The sequence below is a fragment of the Frankia sp. BMG5.23 genome (genome assembly GCF_000685765.2).
GTDB classification, from domain to species: Bacteria; Actinomycetota; Actinomycetes; order Frankiales; family Frankiaceae; genus Frankia; species Frankia casuarinae.
Genome location: NZ_JDWE01000045.1, coordinates 18,872 through 36,118, shown reverse-complemented (window position 1 = coordinate 36,118; position 17,247 = coordinate 18,872). Strand labels below are relative to the sequence as shown.

13 protein-coding genes and 1 pseudogene are annotated in these 17,247 nt (G+C 70.4%); 8 read left to right on the top strand and 6 right to left on the bottom strand.

From position 1 onward, the window contains the following. Window positions 1–9: 9 nt before the first annotated feature. Window positions 10–477 (top strand): annotated as a pseudogene (locus BMG523DRAFT_RS26600) (PAS domain-containing protein); the annotation flags it as partial. Window positions 478–748: 271 nt separating this feature from the next. After that, entirely contained in the window at window positions 749–1,900 is a 1,152-nt protein-coding gene (locus tag BMG523DRAFT_RS26595) for a PP2C family protein-serine/threonine phosphatase (protein ID WP_051623918.1), read from the top strand. Here the strand turns inward: BMG523DRAFT_RS26595 and BMG523DRAFT_RS17070 are convergent. Both BMG523DRAFT_RS17070 and hpnH read right to left on the bottom strand, forming a co-directional pair. Next, window positions 1,887–3,101, bottom strand: a complete 1,215-nt coding sequence (locus tag BMG523DRAFT_RS17070) for a beta-ketoacyl synthase (protein ID WP_043591617.1) — start codon at window positions 3,099–3,101, stop codon at window positions 1,887–1,889. The two genes, BMG523DRAFT_RS26595 and BMG523DRAFT_RS17070, sit on opposite strands and share 14 nt — an antisense overlap. Window positions 3,102–3,546: 445 nt before the next feature. After that, window positions 3,547–4,545 (bottom strand): adenosyl-hopene transferase HpnH, encoded by a 999-nt coding sequence (hpnH, locus tag BMG523DRAFT_RS17065; protein ID WP_011436992.1) that lies wholly within the window; start codon window positions 4,543–4,545, stop codon window positions 3,547–3,549. A gap of 474 nt (window positions 4,546–5,019) precedes the next feature. Here hpnH and BMG523DRAFT_RS17060 point away from each other — a divergent pair, with 474 nt between their 5' ends. The 6 genes from BMG523DRAFT_RS17060 (at window position 5,020) to BMG523DRAFT_RS17040 (ending at window position 13,618) form a co-directional block, all read left to right on the top strand. After that, window positions 5,020–5,685 carry a TetR family transcriptional regulator gene (locus BMG523DRAFT_RS17060; RefSeq protein ID WP_011436991.1) on the top strand — a complete coding sequence of 222 codons (666 nt, stop codon included), beginning with the start codon at window positions 5,020–5,022 and terminating at the stop codon, window positions 5,683–5,685. A 314-nt stretch (window positions 5,686–5,999) separates the two neighbouring features. After that, window positions 6,000–6,182: a keywimysin-related RiPP gene (locus tag BMG523DRAFT_RS23410; protein ID WP_023841952.1), complete on the top strand. Its 183-nt coding sequence runs from the start codon at window positions 6,000–6,002 to the stop codon at window positions 6,180–6,182. 271 nt (window positions 6,183–6,453) lie between these two features. After that, window positions 6,454–7,668, top strand: a complete 1,215-nt coding sequence (locus BMG523DRAFT_RS17055) for an FAD-dependent monooxygenase (RefSeq protein WP_011436989.1) — start codon at window positions 6,454–6,456, stop codon at window positions 7,666–7,668. A 591-nt stretch (window positions 7,669–8,259) separates the two neighbouring features. Next, window positions 8,260–9,630, top strand: a complete 1,371-nt coding sequence (locus BMG523DRAFT_RS17050; protein WP_043591615.1) for a Dyp-type peroxidase — start codon at window positions 8,260–8,262, stop codon at window positions 9,628–9,630. A 346-nt stretch (window positions 9,631–9,976) separates the two neighbouring features. Beyond that, entirely contained in the window at window positions 9,977–11,677 is a 1,701-nt protein-coding gene (locus BMG523DRAFT_RS17045) for a metallophosphoesterase family protein (protein ID WP_035734298.1), read from the top strand. Window positions 11,678–12,076: 399 nt separating this feature from the next. Then, complete coding sequence (locus tag BMG523DRAFT_RS17040) at window positions 12,077–13,618, top strand: alpha/beta hydrolase domain-containing protein (protein ID WP_011436986.1); 1,542 nt, start codon at window positions 12,077–12,079, stop codon at window positions 13,616–13,618. Window positions 13,619–13,697: 79 nt separating this feature from the next. Here the strand turns inward: BMG523DRAFT_RS17040 and BMG523DRAFT_RS17035 are convergent, their stop codons facing one another. Genes BMG523DRAFT_RS17035 through BMG523DRAFT_RS17020 form a run of 4 tightly spaced genes read right to left on the bottom strand, consistent with a single transcriptional unit; the run spans window position 13,698 to window position 17,247 of the window. Next, on the bottom strand, window positions 13,698–13,982 hold the full coding sequence (locus tag BMG523DRAFT_RS17035) for a ferredoxin (RefSeq protein ID WP_011436985.1): 285 nt from the start codon (window positions 13,980–13,982) through the stop codon (window positions 13,698–13,700). Window positions 13,983–14,039: 57 nt separating this feature from the next. Beyond that, complete coding sequence (locus tag BMG523DRAFT_RS17030) at window positions 14,040–15,572, bottom strand: NADH-ubiquinone oxidoreductase-F iron-sulfur binding region domain-containing protein (RefSeq protein WP_011436984.1); 1,533 nt, start codon at window positions 15,570–15,572, stop codon at window positions 14,040–14,042. Continuing rightward, window positions 15,569–16,198: a ferric reductase-like transmembrane domain-containing protein gene (locus BMG523DRAFT_RS17025; protein WP_023841956.1), complete on the bottom strand. Its 630-nt coding sequence runs from the start codon at window positions 16,196–16,198 to the stop codon at window positions 15,569–15,571. The genes BMG523DRAFT_RS17030 and BMG523DRAFT_RS17025 overlap by 4 nt, the downstream gene beginning before the upstream one ends. Next, window positions 16,195–17,247, bottom strand: coding sequence for an FAD:protein FMN transferase (locus BMG523DRAFT_RS17020; protein WP_011436982.1), 1,053 nt, complete (start codon window positions 17,245–17,247; stop codon window positions 16,195–16,197). The genes BMG523DRAFT_RS17025 and BMG523DRAFT_RS17020 overlap by 4 nt, the downstream gene beginning before the upstream one ends.

The window sequence follows — 17,247 nt, the reverse complement described above, 5'->3', positions numbered from 1 at the left end:
CACACTTGGATGCGTCTCTACCCGCCCGAGTCTCCGACGGTGACCGGCGGCTCCGGCCCCGGCAGGACTGGTCCCGAGATGAACCCGACGCCGCAGCCCGATGGTCAGGTACGCAGCGACATCTGCGGGCCTCGGCCCGGCCTGCCGGACCCGCNGGCACTCGCCCGGTGGGAAGAGGCGCTGCTGTGTCTGCGGGTGTTCGACACGGCGCCGATCATATTCGCGGTCTTCGACCGCGGCCTGCGCTACCGGGCGGTGAACCAGGCGGCTGCCAGGGCCTCCGGCCTGTCCGCCGAGGAGATGATCGGTGGGTATGGCCCGGAGNTGNNCCCGGNCATAGACCCTCTCGGCTGGGAGCGGCNCCGCCGGGTGTTGGCGACCGGTGAGGCGATCCTCGACGAGGAGATCATCGGAGCGACCCCGGCGGACCCGTCGAATCCGCGCATCTGGCGGGCCTCCTACTATCCCCTGCATGACTCGACCGGGGCCAGAATCGCGGTCGGCGTGACGGCGGTGGACGTGACCGACGAGCGTCGCGCGCAGGCCGAACGTGACCTGGTACTGCGGCGGTTGCGGCTGCTGAGCCGGGCGAGCGGGCTGCTCGGCGCGTCGCTGGACCTGTCGGCCACCTTGCGGGAGATGGTCACGCTGGTCGTCCCGGAATTCGCCGACGCCTGCGAGCTGTACCTCGCCGACGAGCCCTGCCCCCCCGGGGGCCGAACCCGACCCGCCGCTGCTTCGCCGAGCCGTGTGGGCACACTCCCCCGACCTGCCCCGACCATCCCCCGACCTGCCCCTCCCCCCACCAGACACAAGAAGCAACCTGACCGGACGCCAGGTCGGACGGGTATTCCTCACCCGCCAACCGGTCCGCCTCGACCTGGACGAACGGCTCCCCGACGCACCCGACGCACCCGACGCACCCGACGCACCCGACGCACCCGACGCACCCGACGCACCCGCGAGCAGCGTGGCCGCCCTGTTCCGGCATTCCCACCTTCGATCCGCGATCATCGTCCCGCTGCTGGTCGGCCCGCACTGCCTGGGAACCGTCGGGTTCGCCGTCACCGCGGCCCGCCCCTACCGCGAGCAGGACACCCAGACCGCCACCGAACTGGGCAGCCGGATCGCAACCGCGATCGCGAACGCCCACGCCTTCGACCACCAGCGGACCGCCGCCCTGACCCTGCAACGCGCCCTGCTGCCCCGCGACATCCCCACCCTGGACGACCTCGACCTGGCCTGGCGCTACCAGCCCGGCACCAGCGGCACCGAGGTCGGCGGCGACTGGTTCGACGTCATCCCCCTGCCGGCCGGACGGGTCGCGCTGGTCATCGGCGACGTCATGGGCCGCGGCCTGAACGCCGCCGCCGCCATGGGCCAGCTACGCACCGCCGCCCGCACCCTCGCCCGCCTCGACCTGCCCCCCGCCGCCCTGCTGACCGAACTCGACGCCGTCACCCGCAGCATCGACACCATCGCCAGCGTCGCCTACGTCATCCAGGACCCGGCCACCAGCACCCTGACCGTGGCCAACGGCGGCCACCTCCCCCCCGCCCTGCGCCACCCCGACGGCACCGCCGACCTCCTCGACGACCCCCACGGGATCATCCTCGGCGTCACCGAACAGACCTTCACCGAAACCCGCCACCGCTTCCCCCCCGGCTCCACCCTCGCCCTCTACACCGACGGCCTCGTCGAATCCCCCACCGTCGACATCGGCGAGGGCTGCCGACGCCTGCTGCGCATCCTCACCGAAACAGCCGACCTGCCCACCACCGCGGACCGGCTACTGACCCTCCTCAACCGCAACGACGGCAACGACGGCTACGACGACGACGTCACCCTCCTCCTCGCCCACGCCCGGCGGGGTCGGTGCGGCCGGTTCAGGGGGCGGTGAATGCCAGGGAGACGTTGTGCCCACCGAAGCCGAAGGCGTTGGCCACGGCGGCGCGGACGGTCTCGTGGCGGGCCGGTCCGGACACGACGTCGAGCTTGATCGTCGGGTCGAGCCGGTCAAGGTTGCGCACCGGGGGTATGACGCCGTCGCGGATGCTGAGCACCGTGGCGATGGCGCCCACCGCGCCGGCGGCGCCGAGCATGTGCCCGGTCATCGACTTGGTGGCCGTGACCGCCGGATGGGTGCCGATTGTCTGAGTGATCGCCTCGGCCTCCAGGGGGTCGCCGACGGGGGTAGAGGTGGCGTGGGCGTGTACGAGGTCGATATCGGTGGGGGTGAGGCCGGCGCCGGCCAGTGCGGCCTCGATGGCCCTGCGCTGCCCGGCGGGGTCGGCGGTGACGATGTCGAGGGCGTCGGAGTTGGTGGCCGCGCCGGCGGCGACGGCGTACACGCGGGCGCCGCGGGCGGCGGCGAACCCGGCCCGTTCCAGGACCAGCAGGCCGGCGCCCTCGCCGAGCACGAAGCCGTCACGGTCGGCGTCGAAGGGCCGGGAGGCGGCTGCCGGGTCGCCGTGCCGGGTCGAGAGGGCCTTCATCTGCGCGAACGCCGCCAGCGGCAGCGTGTCGACCGGCGCCTCGACGCCGCCGGCGACCACGACGTCGGCCAGCCCGTGTTGGATCATCTCCATACCGGTGGCGATCGCCTCGGCGCCGGACGCGCAGGCGCTGACCGGGGTGCGGGCGCCGGCCTTCGCGCCGAGGTCGATGCTCACCCACGCCGCCGGGCCGTTGGGCATTAGCATGATCACCGTGTGAGGGGACATCCGGCGCGCACCGGCCTGCTCCAGGATGCGGTGCTGGCCCAGGGTGGACTGCACCCCGTCGTAACCGGTGCCGATGACGACCGCGAGCCGCTCGGGAGCGACCTCGGGGGATCCCGCGTCCGCCCATGCCTGCCGGGCGGTGACGATCGCCATCTGTTCACCGCGGTCGAGCTTGCGGCTGTCCTTGCGCGGCAGTGTTGCCGCGGGGTCGACGGGCAGCTGTGCGGCGAGTCGGACCGGCAGCTCCCGCGCCCATTCGTCTTCGATCACCGCGACACCCGAGGCACCCGCGACCAGCCCGTCCCAGGTGGCGGCGAGGTCGCCGCCGAGTGGAGTCATCGCACCGAGACCCGTTACCACGATCTTGTCGTAAACCACTAACTACCCCTTCCCGTCACGATGAGGGCGGAACGCCCGAAAGGCGGTTCCGATCCTCGCTCCGGGTCACCTTCCCAGCTCGGGGCGCGGTCTGGACAGCTCCGTCGCTACCGATGTCGGCGGTCAGGTGTTGTGGGACCCCTACAAAGACCCGCGAGCCCTACGAGGGCGAGACGGGCGCCGCCGCGGCCCACGACGTCGGACCGGCGAGGGGACGGTGGGTGAGCGTCGGGGCGCCAGTGGTCATAATTGGATCATAATGCGGTTTCGGGTCGGATCCCGCTTATGCCGCCCTTCCCGGCACATCTGAGCCGGGTGTCTGGTGGTGGAGGACCTCGGTGCGGCGGCCGTCGCCCTCCGCCCGGAGGATGTGGACGCCGGCACCGAGGTCGTTTCCCGGGGCTGGCCGGTGTTCCCGGACTGGCCGGTGGTCCGGGGGCCGGTCTCAGCGGGCCGCGCGGATGGATTCCCGCAGGGAGGACAGGGTCGCCGCGAGGGCGGTCGGTTCGTAGCCGCAGTGTGCCATGCAGTTCGCGCAGCGTGGGTCGCGGCCTCGTCCGTAGGCCTCCCAGTCGGTGGTGTCAAGGAGTTCCTGGTAGGTCTTGGCGTAGCCGTCGCCCATCAGATAGCACGGCTTCTGCCAGCCGTACAGGGAGTAGGACGGAATGCCCCAGGCCGTGCACGGGAAGTCGATCTTGCCTTCGAGGAAGTCCAGGAACAGGGGGGAGTGGCTGATCCGCCAGTTCTTGCGGCGGCCGTCGGCGAACGCCTTGCGGAACAGTTCCTGGGTTTCCTTGACCCCGAGGAAGCTGTCCTGGTCGGGGGCTTTCTCGTAGGCGTAGGCGGGGGAGAGCATCATCCCGTCGACGTTGAGGTCGTTGTTGAGGAAGTCCAACACCTCGATCACGGTCTGAGGGGTGTCGGTGTTGAAGAACGTGGTGTTCGTGGTGACGCGGAAGCCGCGGCGCTGCGCCTCTTTGATGTTGTCCACGGCCTGGGCGAACACGCCCGGCTTGGCCACGGACTTGTCATGGCGTTCCTCGAGGCCGTCGATGTGTACCGCGAAGGACAGGTACGGTGACGGACGCAGCTTGTCGATCTTGCGTGGGATCAGGAGGGCGTTCGTGCACAGGTAGATGAACTTCTTACGTTTCACCAGGCCTGCCACGATGTCCTCGATCTGCGGGTGCATCAGCGGTTCGCCGCCTGCCAGGCACACCACGGGGGCGCCGCACTCGTCGACGGCGGCGAGCGCCTGCTCGACGGGCATGCGCTGTTTCAGCACGTCCGCGGGATGTTGGATCTTGCCGCAGCCCTCACAGGCGAGGTTACATGCGAACAGGGGTTCGAGTTCGAGGGTGATCGGGAACTTGTCCCGTCTGGCGAGTTTCTGTTTGAGGAGATAAGCGCCGATCCTGATTGCCTGGCGCCGCGGAATGGCCATTTTCACCCTCCTGGTGTTGGTCTTCGGTCGCCTGGTGGGTGGAGTCGCGATGCCGCACTGTTCCGGTCAGTGACTGTTCCGGTCAGTGTAGGTGTGTGGTGTTGAGCTGGTGGATTCGGCGTGGGTCGGAGTGGGTGTGGGGTGGAACTGAGGTGGGTGTCCGGTTTGGGTGGGTGGGGGGTGTCGGTGGGTTGGGGGTGATGGGGAGGGCGGTGGTAAGAGCGCGGATTGCGGCGGGGCGACGGCGCCGGAGGTGGCGTGTGGTGTGCCGGGCGGGACGGTCCGGCCGGCCTTCGGCGGGGTGGCCTTGTGGTGGTCTGGACTATCCTGCCGTCTGGCCCTGGGCCAACCACTGCACCCGCCGGATGCGGCAGATGTCTCACGCCATCCGGAGAACCATCCGGTAGGATACTCGGTGTGGTCCTGGGCGGCGGGGCCGTTCCCGGGCCATCCCCACGATGCGGAGGCTAGCGCGTGCCCCCCTCGGCGAACACGGGCTCGAAGCGCCCCCGGTCGCGGCGTGCTCGGGGATCCATCAATGCCCCGGGGATTCTGGCGGGCGTCTTCGAGTTTTGTCGGGACACGCCGGTAGATCAGTTGAGCATGCCCCGCCTGGCCGCGTATCTCGACGTCGGTGTCACCAGCATCTACTGGTATTTCAAGAGTAAGCGAGAACTCCTCGATGCCATGGCCGAGGAAGCACTCGTCTCTTTCTATGAGAGCATGCCTGCCCTCCGCGGTGACGCCTGGGAGGACGTGCTCCGCGAGTTCTTCAAAAATTTCTATGCGCTGCTCGCCGTCGACGACCTGAAATGCGACCTGATTGCACGTCGTATCGGTAGTCTGACCTACCAGGAGACCATCACCTCCTGGCCGCGGGCGGCGGAACTGCTGGCTGGGCTGCGGGATGCCGGATTCCCGTCGTCGCTGGCCTGGCACGCTTTCTTCACGCTCTCGACATACACCCGGGGCTTCCTGCTCACCGAGCGGCCGGCTGAGGATCCGGCCGCGGCGGTCCCCGCGGCGGCGCAGCCTTCCGGCGTCACCGTCCCGGAGGATTTCGAGTTCGGGATCACCAACATCATTCTGGGCCTGCGCACCCTGCTGCCCGAGGACGCGCGCGACCGCGACGTCGCCTAACGCTCCCGTCCGGCCCCGCAGGGCGCCTTCGATGCGGCGTGGGACCTTCGACGGCTGCCGGCCCGTGAGTCGGGGCTTCGGCCGGCTACGGCGATGATCTTCTTGATCGGCGCCCGTCTCCACCGCGACTCCCGCCGGTGCCACCGAACCAGTGATGAACCAGCAATGGACAGCAAAGGGGCAGAATCGAAGATGGTTGGTCACAGGCGGTAAGTGGAGGTCGGAGCTGGGACGCCGACGGCAGCCACGGTGTCGTCTTGATCGCCGAGAGTTACATGGATCGAATAAGTCGAAGTCGGACGGAGGAATCCGGCATGAAAGCAACATATGAGGCACCGACGCTCCGGGCCGAGGGCTCGTTCCGGCAGGTCACCGGTTTCTTCGGGGGCTGGGGCTGGGGCTGGGGCCACTGGGGCGGCTGGGGCCACTGGGGTGGCTGGGGTCGTTGGGGTGGCTGGGGTCGTTGGGGTGGCTGGGGTCGTTGGGGTGGCTGGTGATCCCGGCTCCCGACAATCCAGCAACCCGACCAGCAATCTGACGATCGGTCAACCCGACAATCGGGAAATCCGACAATGCGGGGAAACCGGGAAACCCGACAACGCGGGGTAACCCGACAATGCGGGGAAACCGGGCAACCCGACAAGTGGGCACCACGACATCCGCTGGCGGTGCTCCTCTCCGGGGCGACGGTGGTGACGAGCCGGCGAACGGTCGTTGCCACCCGCCGTCCGGGTCACGCCGAGGAGGAACACAGAGGAGGCACCTGCGGTGAGGATCGTCTGTGTGGGGGGCGGACCGGCAGGACTTTACTTCGCTATCTCGGCGAAACGCCGTGACGCCAGCCAGGAGATCATAGTCCTCGAACGCGACCCGCCCGGGGCGACCTACGGCTGGGGGGTCGTGTACTGGGATAACCTTCTGGACGTCCTTTTCCGCAACGACCCAGGCAGCGCTCGTGCCCTGCGGGCTGCGTCCACTCTCTGGCAGGAACAGCGGATCAGTCTGGGCGGATCGTCGGCGGCATATCTCACCGGCTACGGCTTCAGCCTGCAGCGGGCCGCGCTGCTCGAAATCCTCGCCCGGCGGGCTACCGATCTCGGCGTCGAGGTGGAGTACCGGCACGAGGTGGACGACCTGCGCCCGTATGCCGACGCCGATCTCGTCGTGGCGTCCGACGGCGCGAACAGCCGGGTGCGCCAGCTGGCCCAGGACGATTTCGGTACCAAGGTCGAGATCGGCGGTAACCCGTACATCTGGCTCGGCACCGACAAGCGCTTCGACAGCTTCACCTTCGCCTTCGAACGGACCTCCGCGGGATGGATCTGGTTCCACGCCTATCCGTCCAGCGTCGGCGTCAGCACCTGCATCGTGGAATGCTCCCAGCGGACGTGGAAGGGACTCGGCCTTGATCTCCTGAGCGCTGAGGACGCGCCGCGGATGCTGGAAAAGATCTTCTCTGGTCCGTTGGACGGCCATCCGCTGATCAGCCAGTGCCGCGGCCGGGCGGCGCGGTGGCTGCGCTTCGCCGATGTCACCAATCGGAGCTGGTACCACGACAACGTCGTGTTGATCGGTGACGCCGCCCACACCACGCACTTCGCCTTCGGGTCGGGCACGGCGCTCGCGATCGTCGATGCGGTCGCGCTCGCGCAGAGCATGTACGACAGCGGCGGCGATCTGCCGGCCGCGCTGCGAGATTTCGACCGGCGGGGCCGGGCGGCCCTGGGTCCTCTGCAGGCGGCGGCGCGGACGAGCATGGCCTGGTTCGAACGGGTGGACCCATACCTCGATCAGGATCCGGTGTCGTTCGCCTACTCGATGGCGTCGCGCCAGGGCGAACAGCCGCCGTGGCGCTACCCGGTGCACCGTGTCAGCCAGCACCCGGCCGTGCGCAGGGCGCTGCGCGGACTGAACTCGAGTGCACGGTGGGGCTTGGCCCGTCGCCGGGGCGAACCCGTCGCCCGGAGAAGCGCGGAGGGTTAGTCAAGGTCGGCTGGGGCGTTCGCCGAGCGCCCCGCGGTGGTTGACGGCGCCCTCCACGGCAGATCATCTTCCGTGAGCTGCCGAAGATTTCCACCGGAAAGATCGAGAAGAACGTGCTGCGTGGCTGGGGCAGCGACCCGAACCTCTGCGACCGGTGAGATCCGCCGGGCCGGGCATGGTCCCGCGCGTCGGTGACGTCGTCGTTCCCGCACGCTGATCGGTTCCTCGTGTCGCCCGTTGGCAGGCCGTTCGGCATTTCCGCTTCATTCTGTATCTATGTGTAAACGTTCGACGACACGACGTCTCTAGGCCCGGGATGGGCGGCGCTGAGTGCGGTTCGACAGTCACTATGCGGGACATGCACCTCACGGACATCGCGGAACTGCCCTATGATCCATGCGAACACCTCACCGGACGGCTCACCCGGGTGTCCTCCGGTGACAATCGCCGCCCTGACGTCGGCCCGAGGATTGCCGGCCCGAGGATGATGTCGGATCTCACCGCGGCGCCGGTATGGATCCCGTGAGCGACAGGACGGATGGAACCGGTATGGCTGAAACTGGTATGTCCAATAGAGCCGGTAGGGCGGGCGTGTCGGACATTGTGGACGCTGCCGATGTAACGGATGTCGCCGATGCGACGGATGCGGTCCGGGAGAACCGCCCGATCGGTCCCCACCGCCGCAGGGTGCTGCGGGGCGCCGGGCTGCTCGGCTTCGGCGGTGGTATCGCGATCGGGGGAGGCCTCGGGGGAGTCATGGCCCTCGACGGCGGTGTCGCCGTTGCCGCGGAACGTCCCCAGGAGGACCAGTCGGGCGGGACGGACCGCGTCGCCGCGGTCCGTCGTGAGGCGCTGGCCGGGGTGGTGGGCGACGGCCGTCACCAGCCCGGAATCGCCGACCGCCCTCCCGCGCAGCTCGTCTTCACCGCCTACGACCTGACGACGTCCGGCCCGGCCGCGGTCCGCACATCCCTCGCCGCGGTGCTGCGCACCTGGACGGCCGCCGCCGCGGTGCTGATGCGAGGCGAGCCGCTCGACGGCGCTGAGCGGGACACCCAGGGACTCGGACCGGCGGGGCTGACGATCACCATCGGGCTCGGCGCGTCCGCGCTGCGCCGCGCCGGTCTCGACGCGCAGATACCCGCGGAGTTCGCGGACATTCCCGCGATGCCCGGTGACCAGCTCGATCTGGCGCGCAGTGGCGGGGATCTCGGCGTGCAGGTCTGCGCCGAGGATCCGATGGTCGCGGTCTCGGCTTCCCGGCAGATGCGTCGTCTCGCCGCTCAGGATGCCAGGCCCCGCTGGATCCAGCGGGGATTCCTTCGTTCCGCGGCGGCCGCGTTCAACCCCGGGTCCACCCCACGCAACCTGATGGGGCAGATCGACGGCACGGACAACCCGGGACCGGGCACGCCGCGGTTCGACCGGGCGGTGTGGGTGTCCAGCGGGCCGGAATGGATGCGGGACGGGTCCTACCTGGTCTGCCGGCGTATCCGCATGCTGCTCGATGCCTGGGCGCGGCTGGACGAGACGGCTCAGAGCGCGGTCATCGGCCGCCGTAAGTCCGACGGTACCGCGCTCTCGGCACCGCCGGTGGGGCAGGGCGGCGCTGAGACCATCCAGCCGGACTTCACTGCCCGCGCCGCCGACGGCAGTCTCGCGATCGCCGGCAACGCCCATGTCCGGCTGTCCCACCCGTCGTTCCACGGTGGGATCGCCATGCTTCGTCGCGGCTACTCCTATGACGACGGCCTGGACTCAGCCGGCGAGCCGGACGCCGGCCTGTTCTTCGCGGCCTACCAGGCCGACCCGCGTACGGCGTTCGTCGCGGTGCAGCGGACCCTCGCGGCCGGCGACGCATTGAACACCTTCATCCGGCACACCTCCAGTGCCCTGTTCGCCGTCCCGCCCGCGGCGCCCGCGGGCGGCTTTCTCGCGCAGGGGCTCTTCGGCGCCGGCTGAACGATGCCGGCTGAACGATGCCGGCTGAGCGGCGCTGAGTGCGCCCTGCGTGCGGGTGGCTCCGGCTGACGGAAACGCCAGCCGGAGCCACCCGCGGGAGATACCCGTTCGGGAATACCTGGCGGATGCCCGAGCGGGTACGGCCCAACCATGGGCCGTACCCGCGCACTGGGCACGGCTGCCGGCAGGAATCAGGAACAGGATGATCATAGAGCAGGCTGATGCCCGTCAGCAGGCTGACTCCGCCAGGGCCAGGGAAGTCCTCCCGCGATGTTTACAAATATTTCGGTGGTTCGCCACCGTGTATTTGCAATATTCGACAGGCGACGGGCCTACTTTCAGCGGTATGCCTGTGAGTCCTCCCAGCGAAGTGGTGGCGTCGGGTGTTCCGGCCGGTATGGCCGAGGACATGACAATCGCCGAGCAGTACGAATGGCTCCAGACCTTTCTCCGGCGGCGGCCGGTCAGCCGACGCGGGATTCTGCTCGGCGGTCTGGCTGGTGCCGGCGCGGCGAGCCTGTTCGGCACGCCGTTCGGCCGGGCCGCCTACGCCGCCACGAACGACAGTCCCCTGCTCGTGGGCGGCAGGCACACCGCCTTCGGCGCCGATCCGTCCCGGCAGCTTCGGCTGGCGGCGCAGTTGTCGCGTAACCCGGGCCGCGGCAAGGTTCTGGTCGATATCGGGCCGGGACGCGGTCTCGGCGGCACGGTCGAGGCGGAGATCCGACCGCTGCTGTCCCAGGTCCCCCAGGCCGACGGCTCGATTCTCGCCGTCGAACAGTACTACGTGCACGCGGCGTTCGACAATCTGACGCCGGGCCGGGAATACTACTACCGTTTCCGGATTCCCGGTGGGGAAGCCACCCCCGTGCAGGCGGTCCGCACCGGACACCGGAAGGGACGCCATGGCGGCCCGTTCCGGTTCACGATGATGGGCGACCACGGTTCGAACACCACCCCGCCGGGCGATCCGAAAGGTGTGTTCGATGACAATTACTACAAGGCCGACAACGCCCCGATGGTCGCCCACGCGTCGGCTGTCACCGCGGCCATCGCCCGCCAGGACCCGGTGTTCCACCTGCTCGCCGGGGACATCAGCTACGCGGACCCATCGGGTCAGGGAAGGCCGCCCAAGCGGACGGCCGCCGGCGTATCTCCTACCGGTTTCGACAATTATGACCCGACCGTCTGGGACGTCTACCTGGCCGACATCGAGGTCAGCAGTGCCCGCACGCCGTGGATGTTCGCCACCGGCAACCATGACATGGAGGCGCTCTACTCCCCGCACGGCTACGGCGGCCACCTCGCCCGCCTGGACCTGCCAGGCGGGGGGCCTCAGGGCTGCCCGAGCGTGTACTCCTTCGTCCACGGCAACGTGGCCGTGCTCTCGCTGGACGCCAACGACCTCAGTTATGAGATCAAGGCGAACACCGGATATTCGAACGGTGCGCAGACGTCCTGGGTCGAGAGCACGCTGAAGGGCTACCGGAACGACCCGGATATCGATTTCATCGTCTGTTTCTTCCACCACTGCGCCTATTCGACGACCGCGCAGCACGCCAGCGACGGCGGCGTCCGCGGCGCCTGGGCGCCGTTGTTCGACTGTTACCAGGTCGACCTCGTGCTGCAGGGTCACAACCACCTGTACGAGCGCACCGACCCGATCCGCGCGAACGCACCGACCCGCGAGGCGCCCGACGGCTCGACGATCGAACCCGCGAAGGACGGCACCACCTACATCGTCGCGGGCAGCGCGGGACGGCCCCGCTACCAGTTCCAGACCGGTGAGCCGGAGTCCTACCGAGGAAAAATCGTACCGGGCTCGAACGTTGTGCCGAACAGCTATGTCTGGCAGGCCGACGGGACGAAGGCACCGGAGTCCATCAACTGGTCGCGGACCCGTTTCGACGACTACGCCTTCGTGGCTGCCGAGTCCGATCCGGGCCGGCCCGGCGGGTACTCCACCCTGACCATCCGGGGCCTGGACGAGCATGGTCAGGAGTTCGACCGGGTGGTCCTGCGCCGCGCCGTTGCGCACGGCCACTGAGCCGCATCCGCGCACGTGCGGCCCGCCGTCGAGGGACGAGCGGGCCGCACGGCCGGGGCAAAGTGGTCCGACGGGTGGTCCAACGGGTGGTCCAACGAGTGGCCCGATGGCGCCGTACCCGTACCCATTCTCGATGTGCGGTGTGGTCGCGGCATGCCAGGCGCGTCCCGCGGAGTGAAACCGCACACCGGCTCGGAGGTGGCACCTCTCCACGCGGCCTCATCGAGGCCCGCGCGGACCACGAGGCTCCTGACCATCGGATCGTGATTTATGTCCCGGTCACGGGTCAAAAGTCCCCGGAATATGACATCTGAGCAACGGCGGCCATCGGTTCGATGCGCTCGCGTGCGGCACGATGGATCGTGGATCCGTGCGGCGAGCGCGAGAGGAACCGAATCGATGGAGCTGATGGAGATGGCGTCGGTGCGAGTCGACGGGCCGATCGCCGGCCAGGCGAGCCTGATCTCGACGTCTTTCGATCTGGCCTCCATCGGCTATCTGGCGGAGGAGTTCTTCGTGAGCGGAACCGCCGACTCCTATGCCGCGACGGGTCCGATCACCTCTGATGGCAGATGGGACGTGGTGGTCGCCGGTCAGGCGCCGTTTCGGACCCGTCTCATCGTCTACCGGCCTGCCGACCCGACCGCCTTCAACGGCACGGCCGTCGTGGAATGGTTGAACGTCTCTGCCGGAATGGACGCCGCCGCCGCATGGCTCACGACGCATCGGCATCTGCTCCGCGCCGGTTTCGCCTGGGTGGGGGTGTCGGCGCAACGCATCGGCATCGATGGGATCGACACCGCCGAAGGGGCCGGTGTCGAAGCGAGGGCCGTTGCGGACGGCGGTATTGCGGACGGCGGCGATGCGGGCGAAGATGGTGCCGGGGAGCAACGCGGCACCGGTTGGTGGCCGATCGTGCCGTCGCTTAAGAGCGCCGATCCCACCCGTTACGCGATTCTGTCCCATCCCGGTGACGCGTACAGCTTCGACATCTTCCGTCAGGCCGGGGAAACCGTGCGTCGCGGTCTCCTCGATCACCTTCGTCCGGCGCGGATGATCGCCGTGGGCGCATCCCAGGCGGCGTTCTTTCTGGTGACCTATGTAAACACCATCGCGGCGCGGGACGGTGACGGCGGTGACCGCGATAGGAGCCGTGCCGCCGGCGGTGGCCATGGCGGTTTCGACGGTTACCTGATCCAGGGCCGCCCGGGGACCACGGCGTCCCTCGACGGTCGGGGCGGCCCGACCCTGGCCGGGGATGTCCGGCTGCGCACGGACGTCGCGGTGCCCGTGATGGTCGTGCAGAGCGAGACCGACGTCGTCGGCGTGCTTGGCGCCGTGGGCGCCCGCCAACCCGATAGCGACCGGTTTCGGCTCTGGGAGATCGCCGGTGCGGCGCACGTCGACACCTACACGCTCAAGGCTGGTTTCCGGGACGACGGTGCGCTGCCTGCCGCGGAGCTGGTACGCCTTCTGGTGCCCAGCGCCGCCCCTTTCGGCGTCCCGTTCACCGCCGCGATCAACAGCGGACCGCAGCAGCACTATGTCGCCCAGGCCGCGATTGCCGCGCTGGACGACTGGATCCGTTATGGTGTCGCGCCCCCGTCCGCGCCCCACCTGCTAACCGCCGCGACGGATCCAGCGGTACTTCTCCGTGATGCGGACGGCATCGCCCGTGGTGGCGTGCGCACTCCCTGGGTCGACGTTCCCATCGCCGTCCTGTCCGGCCTGGGGCAGAACCCCACCGACGCCTCCGCCATCTTCGGCTCCACCCGGCCGCTGGATTCCGCCACACTCGCCGCCCGTTACCCCGCCGGCGCCGCGGACTATCGCGCCGCTTTTACCCGGGCCACCGACGACGCGATCGCGACCGGATTCCTGCTCGCCGAGGACCGTGAGGAGATCCTCGCCCTCGCGGCCGCCAGCTACCCAGGCAGGTAGCGGTAGCGCGGCTTTAGCAAAGTGGTAATGCGGCGGTAGCGTAGCGAGCGAGACAGCGGACATCGGCCGCCGGGCCCGGCTACCCCTGTTCCTGGCCGGCGAGCAGGTGTAGCGCGAGCCGGGGACAGGCATCCGCCGCCCGACGAGCATGCTCGATCAGCTCCGTGGAGACGGTGATTTTTCGGGTCGACTGTCCGGTCGTCCCGCGAGCCAGCGGATAACCCGCTGGATCGCGGGTCAGCAGCTCGGGTAGCAGCTCGACACACCAGCCGCGGCCGTCACACGCCGTCCAGTCGATCCACAGCCGGGCCGGGCCGGCTGCCGCGCCGGCGTTTGTGGTGTTCATGGCATCTGTGGTGTTCATGGCATCTGTCTCCCCTGTGGATTCTTCGTCGACGTTGCCTGGTCGGGATGGGTGTGGTCAGGATGCGCACGCCGAGCCGAGGCAGCGGCCCTCGGCGTGCGCCCGGATATCGTCGACGAACGTGCGCAGCGCACTGTGCACGAGGCGGGCCGCGCCGTCCGGGTGGTGGCACGCGCCGCGACCGGCGACCAGGGCGGCGAGGCGCAGCGCCCGGATGGCGGACTGTCCCGGATCGCCAGCCCCCTGCACCGGGCCGCCGGACCCGCCATCCGTTCGGGCCATCCCGGCCACGGCGTCCGCAAGCTGGGGCAGCCCGCTGACGCATGGCCCGCACTGGCCAGCGTTCTGCGCGGCCAGGTACCCGACGATGCGCGCGGTCTCGACGAGCCCACAGCCCCGGGCCGGGAGGACGGCGACCACTCCGGTGCCCGGTGCGGCACCCCACGGCGCCAGCGCCGCCCGGGACATCGCGATCGTCGCTCCCGGGCCGCCGGGCAGCCACGCACCGCTGTAACCGCCGACCCGGAAGGCCCCGACCTGCTCGGTGAAGCCGCCCGCGAGCTGCGCGAGAGTGCCGAGCGGGGTGCCGAACGGCACCTCGACGACACCGGGCGCGGCGACCGCTCCCGTCACGGTGGCCAGGAACGTGCCCGGTTCCTCGGCGGTCCCGACCGAGCGGAACCAGCTGGCTCCCCACCGGGCGATCAACGCGAGGTGCGCGAGTGTCTCGGCGTTCTGCACCAGGGTCGGACGGCCGTGGAAACCGGCCTCGGCGAGCGGTTGCCAGTGCGCGCGCGGCCGGGCCGCCCCTCCCTCCAGCGCTGCGATGACGGCCGATGCCTCCCCGGCGACGAAGGTCTCCGGCGCCTCCCGGATCTGGACGGTGAACCGGTCCCAGCCCGCGGCCCGCCGTTGGGCCAGCGCCCGCCGGACCGCCGTGACCGCCGGACCGGGTTTGAGATAGACGAAGGCGTCATCGGCCCCGACCGCCTCCGCGGCGAGCTGCAGGCCGTCGAGGACGAGGTGGGGCGCCACGGTGAGCAGGGTGACGTCCTTGGCGCTCTCGGGTTCCCCTTCGGCGGCGTTGGCGACGACCACGGGGTGCGCGCTGCTGCGGTACCGGTCGGCTCGGTGCCCGGCGTTCCGGTGCTGGCTGCCCCGGTGCGTGCTGCCCCGGTGCGCGCTGCCGGAGTGGCTGCCGTCGAGGCAGGTGCCCTCGGCGCTCGCGGCGAGTTTCCGCCAGGTGGGGAAGGCCGCGCCGCCCCGCCCGGTCAGCCCGGAGTCGTGGATCTCCGGAAGTAACCGCCCGGGTCCGCCGCGCCAGGGCAGCGGTCCACACTGTCGGTCGTGCGCGGCGAGGTCGGACGCGGCTGCGGTCAGCAGCCGTCCGGCCGGGACGTGATGCGCGGGGAGGCCGCCCGCGCCGGCCGCGGGCCGTACCGCGTGCATGGCCGCGGGCCAGGGCTCGCGCCCCCACCCGGGCTGGGCCTCAGGGGAGCCGGCGCGGCCGACGTCGCTGGTGCCGGTGGCGATGCTGGTGCCGGTGGGGATGGACGGTTGGGCCGCTCCGGTGGCAGCGCGGATGGTCATGTCTGCTCCGATCTGGGGGTCATGGTTGTGGGCGCCGCCGGTTGGTGTCGCGGGCTGGGGGGCCGGTGTGGGCTGGGGGGCCGGTGTGGGCGGGGGAGGATCCTGAAGGAGGGGGAGCAGCGCCAGGCCGCGGATCCGGCGACGGCGAGCGCGCAGGCCATCGCGACGGCTCGCAGCCACGGCGTGCCGGCGTCGGTGCCCGAGCCCAGGCCGTGCGAGAGGGCGAGTGGCCAGGCGCCGTAGGCGGCCCAGTGCACTGCCCGCCAGGCGCGCACGCCGAGGCGCCGGCGGAGCAGACTGGTCACGACCACGGCGATGAGAAGGTCGGCGGCGACGGTGCCGAGCCCGACCCACAGCGGTCGGTAGCCGGCGCCGAACGGCAGGACCACATCCGCAATGCCGAGCTTCGCGTACGGGTCGAGCAGCAGCGTGCCGATGTGCATGGCGAGGAGCACGACCGCGAGCAGGCTCGCGCCGCGGTGCACGGCGCCGATCGCGAAACCGGGCAGACCCGCGAGGCCGCGACCCGAGCGGGCCACGATGCCGAGGACGACCGTCAGGGTGAGCAGCAGCAGGCACGTGGTGCCCGTGCCCCGGGCGGCGTACCAGAGGGCTTCGGTGCTCATCGGCCGGAACCTCTCGGCCGTGTCGCCGATCCAGCGGACGTGACTCGGGTTCCATCCTCGGCGGGCGGAGCCGTCTCGGCCCGGTCTACCCGGACCCCGGCCACTCCGGCTCCGGCCACTCCGGCTCCGGCCACCTTGGCCCGGCTCGGGGCGGGCCAGCCAGCGGTCGTGACGATCGAGCCGTCCGTGGCGACGAGCCGTGCCGGCATCCCGAGCCGGCGCAGCCAGCCCACCGCCGCGGAACCACGGACGATCGCGGCGGTGCTCGCCGTGTTCGCGTCGAGGCAGCTCGCGGCCGCCACGGTGGCGGTCCGCCAGACCACCGGCGCGGGCTGGCAGGTGCGCGGATCCAGGATGTGGTGCAGGAGCCGCCCGCCGCGCCGCCACCGCCGCCCGAGGGTGCTGGACGTCGCGACCGCGCTCCCGGCGGCCAGGGTGATGGTGCAGGCGGGCTCGCCCGGGCGGTCCTGGACCCGAATGCGCCAGCCGCCCTCCGGCGCGTTCCCGGCGGTGGCGACATCCCCGCCGAGGCTGACCAGCACGCCGGTGTCGAGCCGTTCGGCGACCAGAGCGGCGCAGCGGTCGGCGGCCTGCGCCTTCGCCGTCGCTCCGAGGTCGAGCCGCGCGTCGTCCGGCAGCGTCAGTGTGTTCCCGGTCAGCCGGATCCGCTGCCAGCCCGGCGCCGGCCGGTGCACCACCCGCAGCCGCGGACCGTCCGACGGCAGCAACGTGATGTCCCGGTCGTAGCCGAGAGCGGCGAGCGGTCCGCCGACGGTCGGGTCTACGTCCCCGTCGGTGCGCCGGGCCGCGAGGAGCGCCGCACCGACGAGGTCTGCCAGTAGCGGGCTGATCCGTTGCGGCGTCCCATCGGCGTGATCGAGCTGGTTGATCTCCGCATCGGCCCGGAAACGACTGGCGACCTCGTCAACGGCCGCGAGATGGTCCACGACGATCTCCCGGGCGGCGGCCAGTGCGCCGGGCTCGGTCACCACGAGCCGGGCGGTCGTGCTCCACACCGACCACTCGACCGCCGCTGCCGCGCCGGGCAT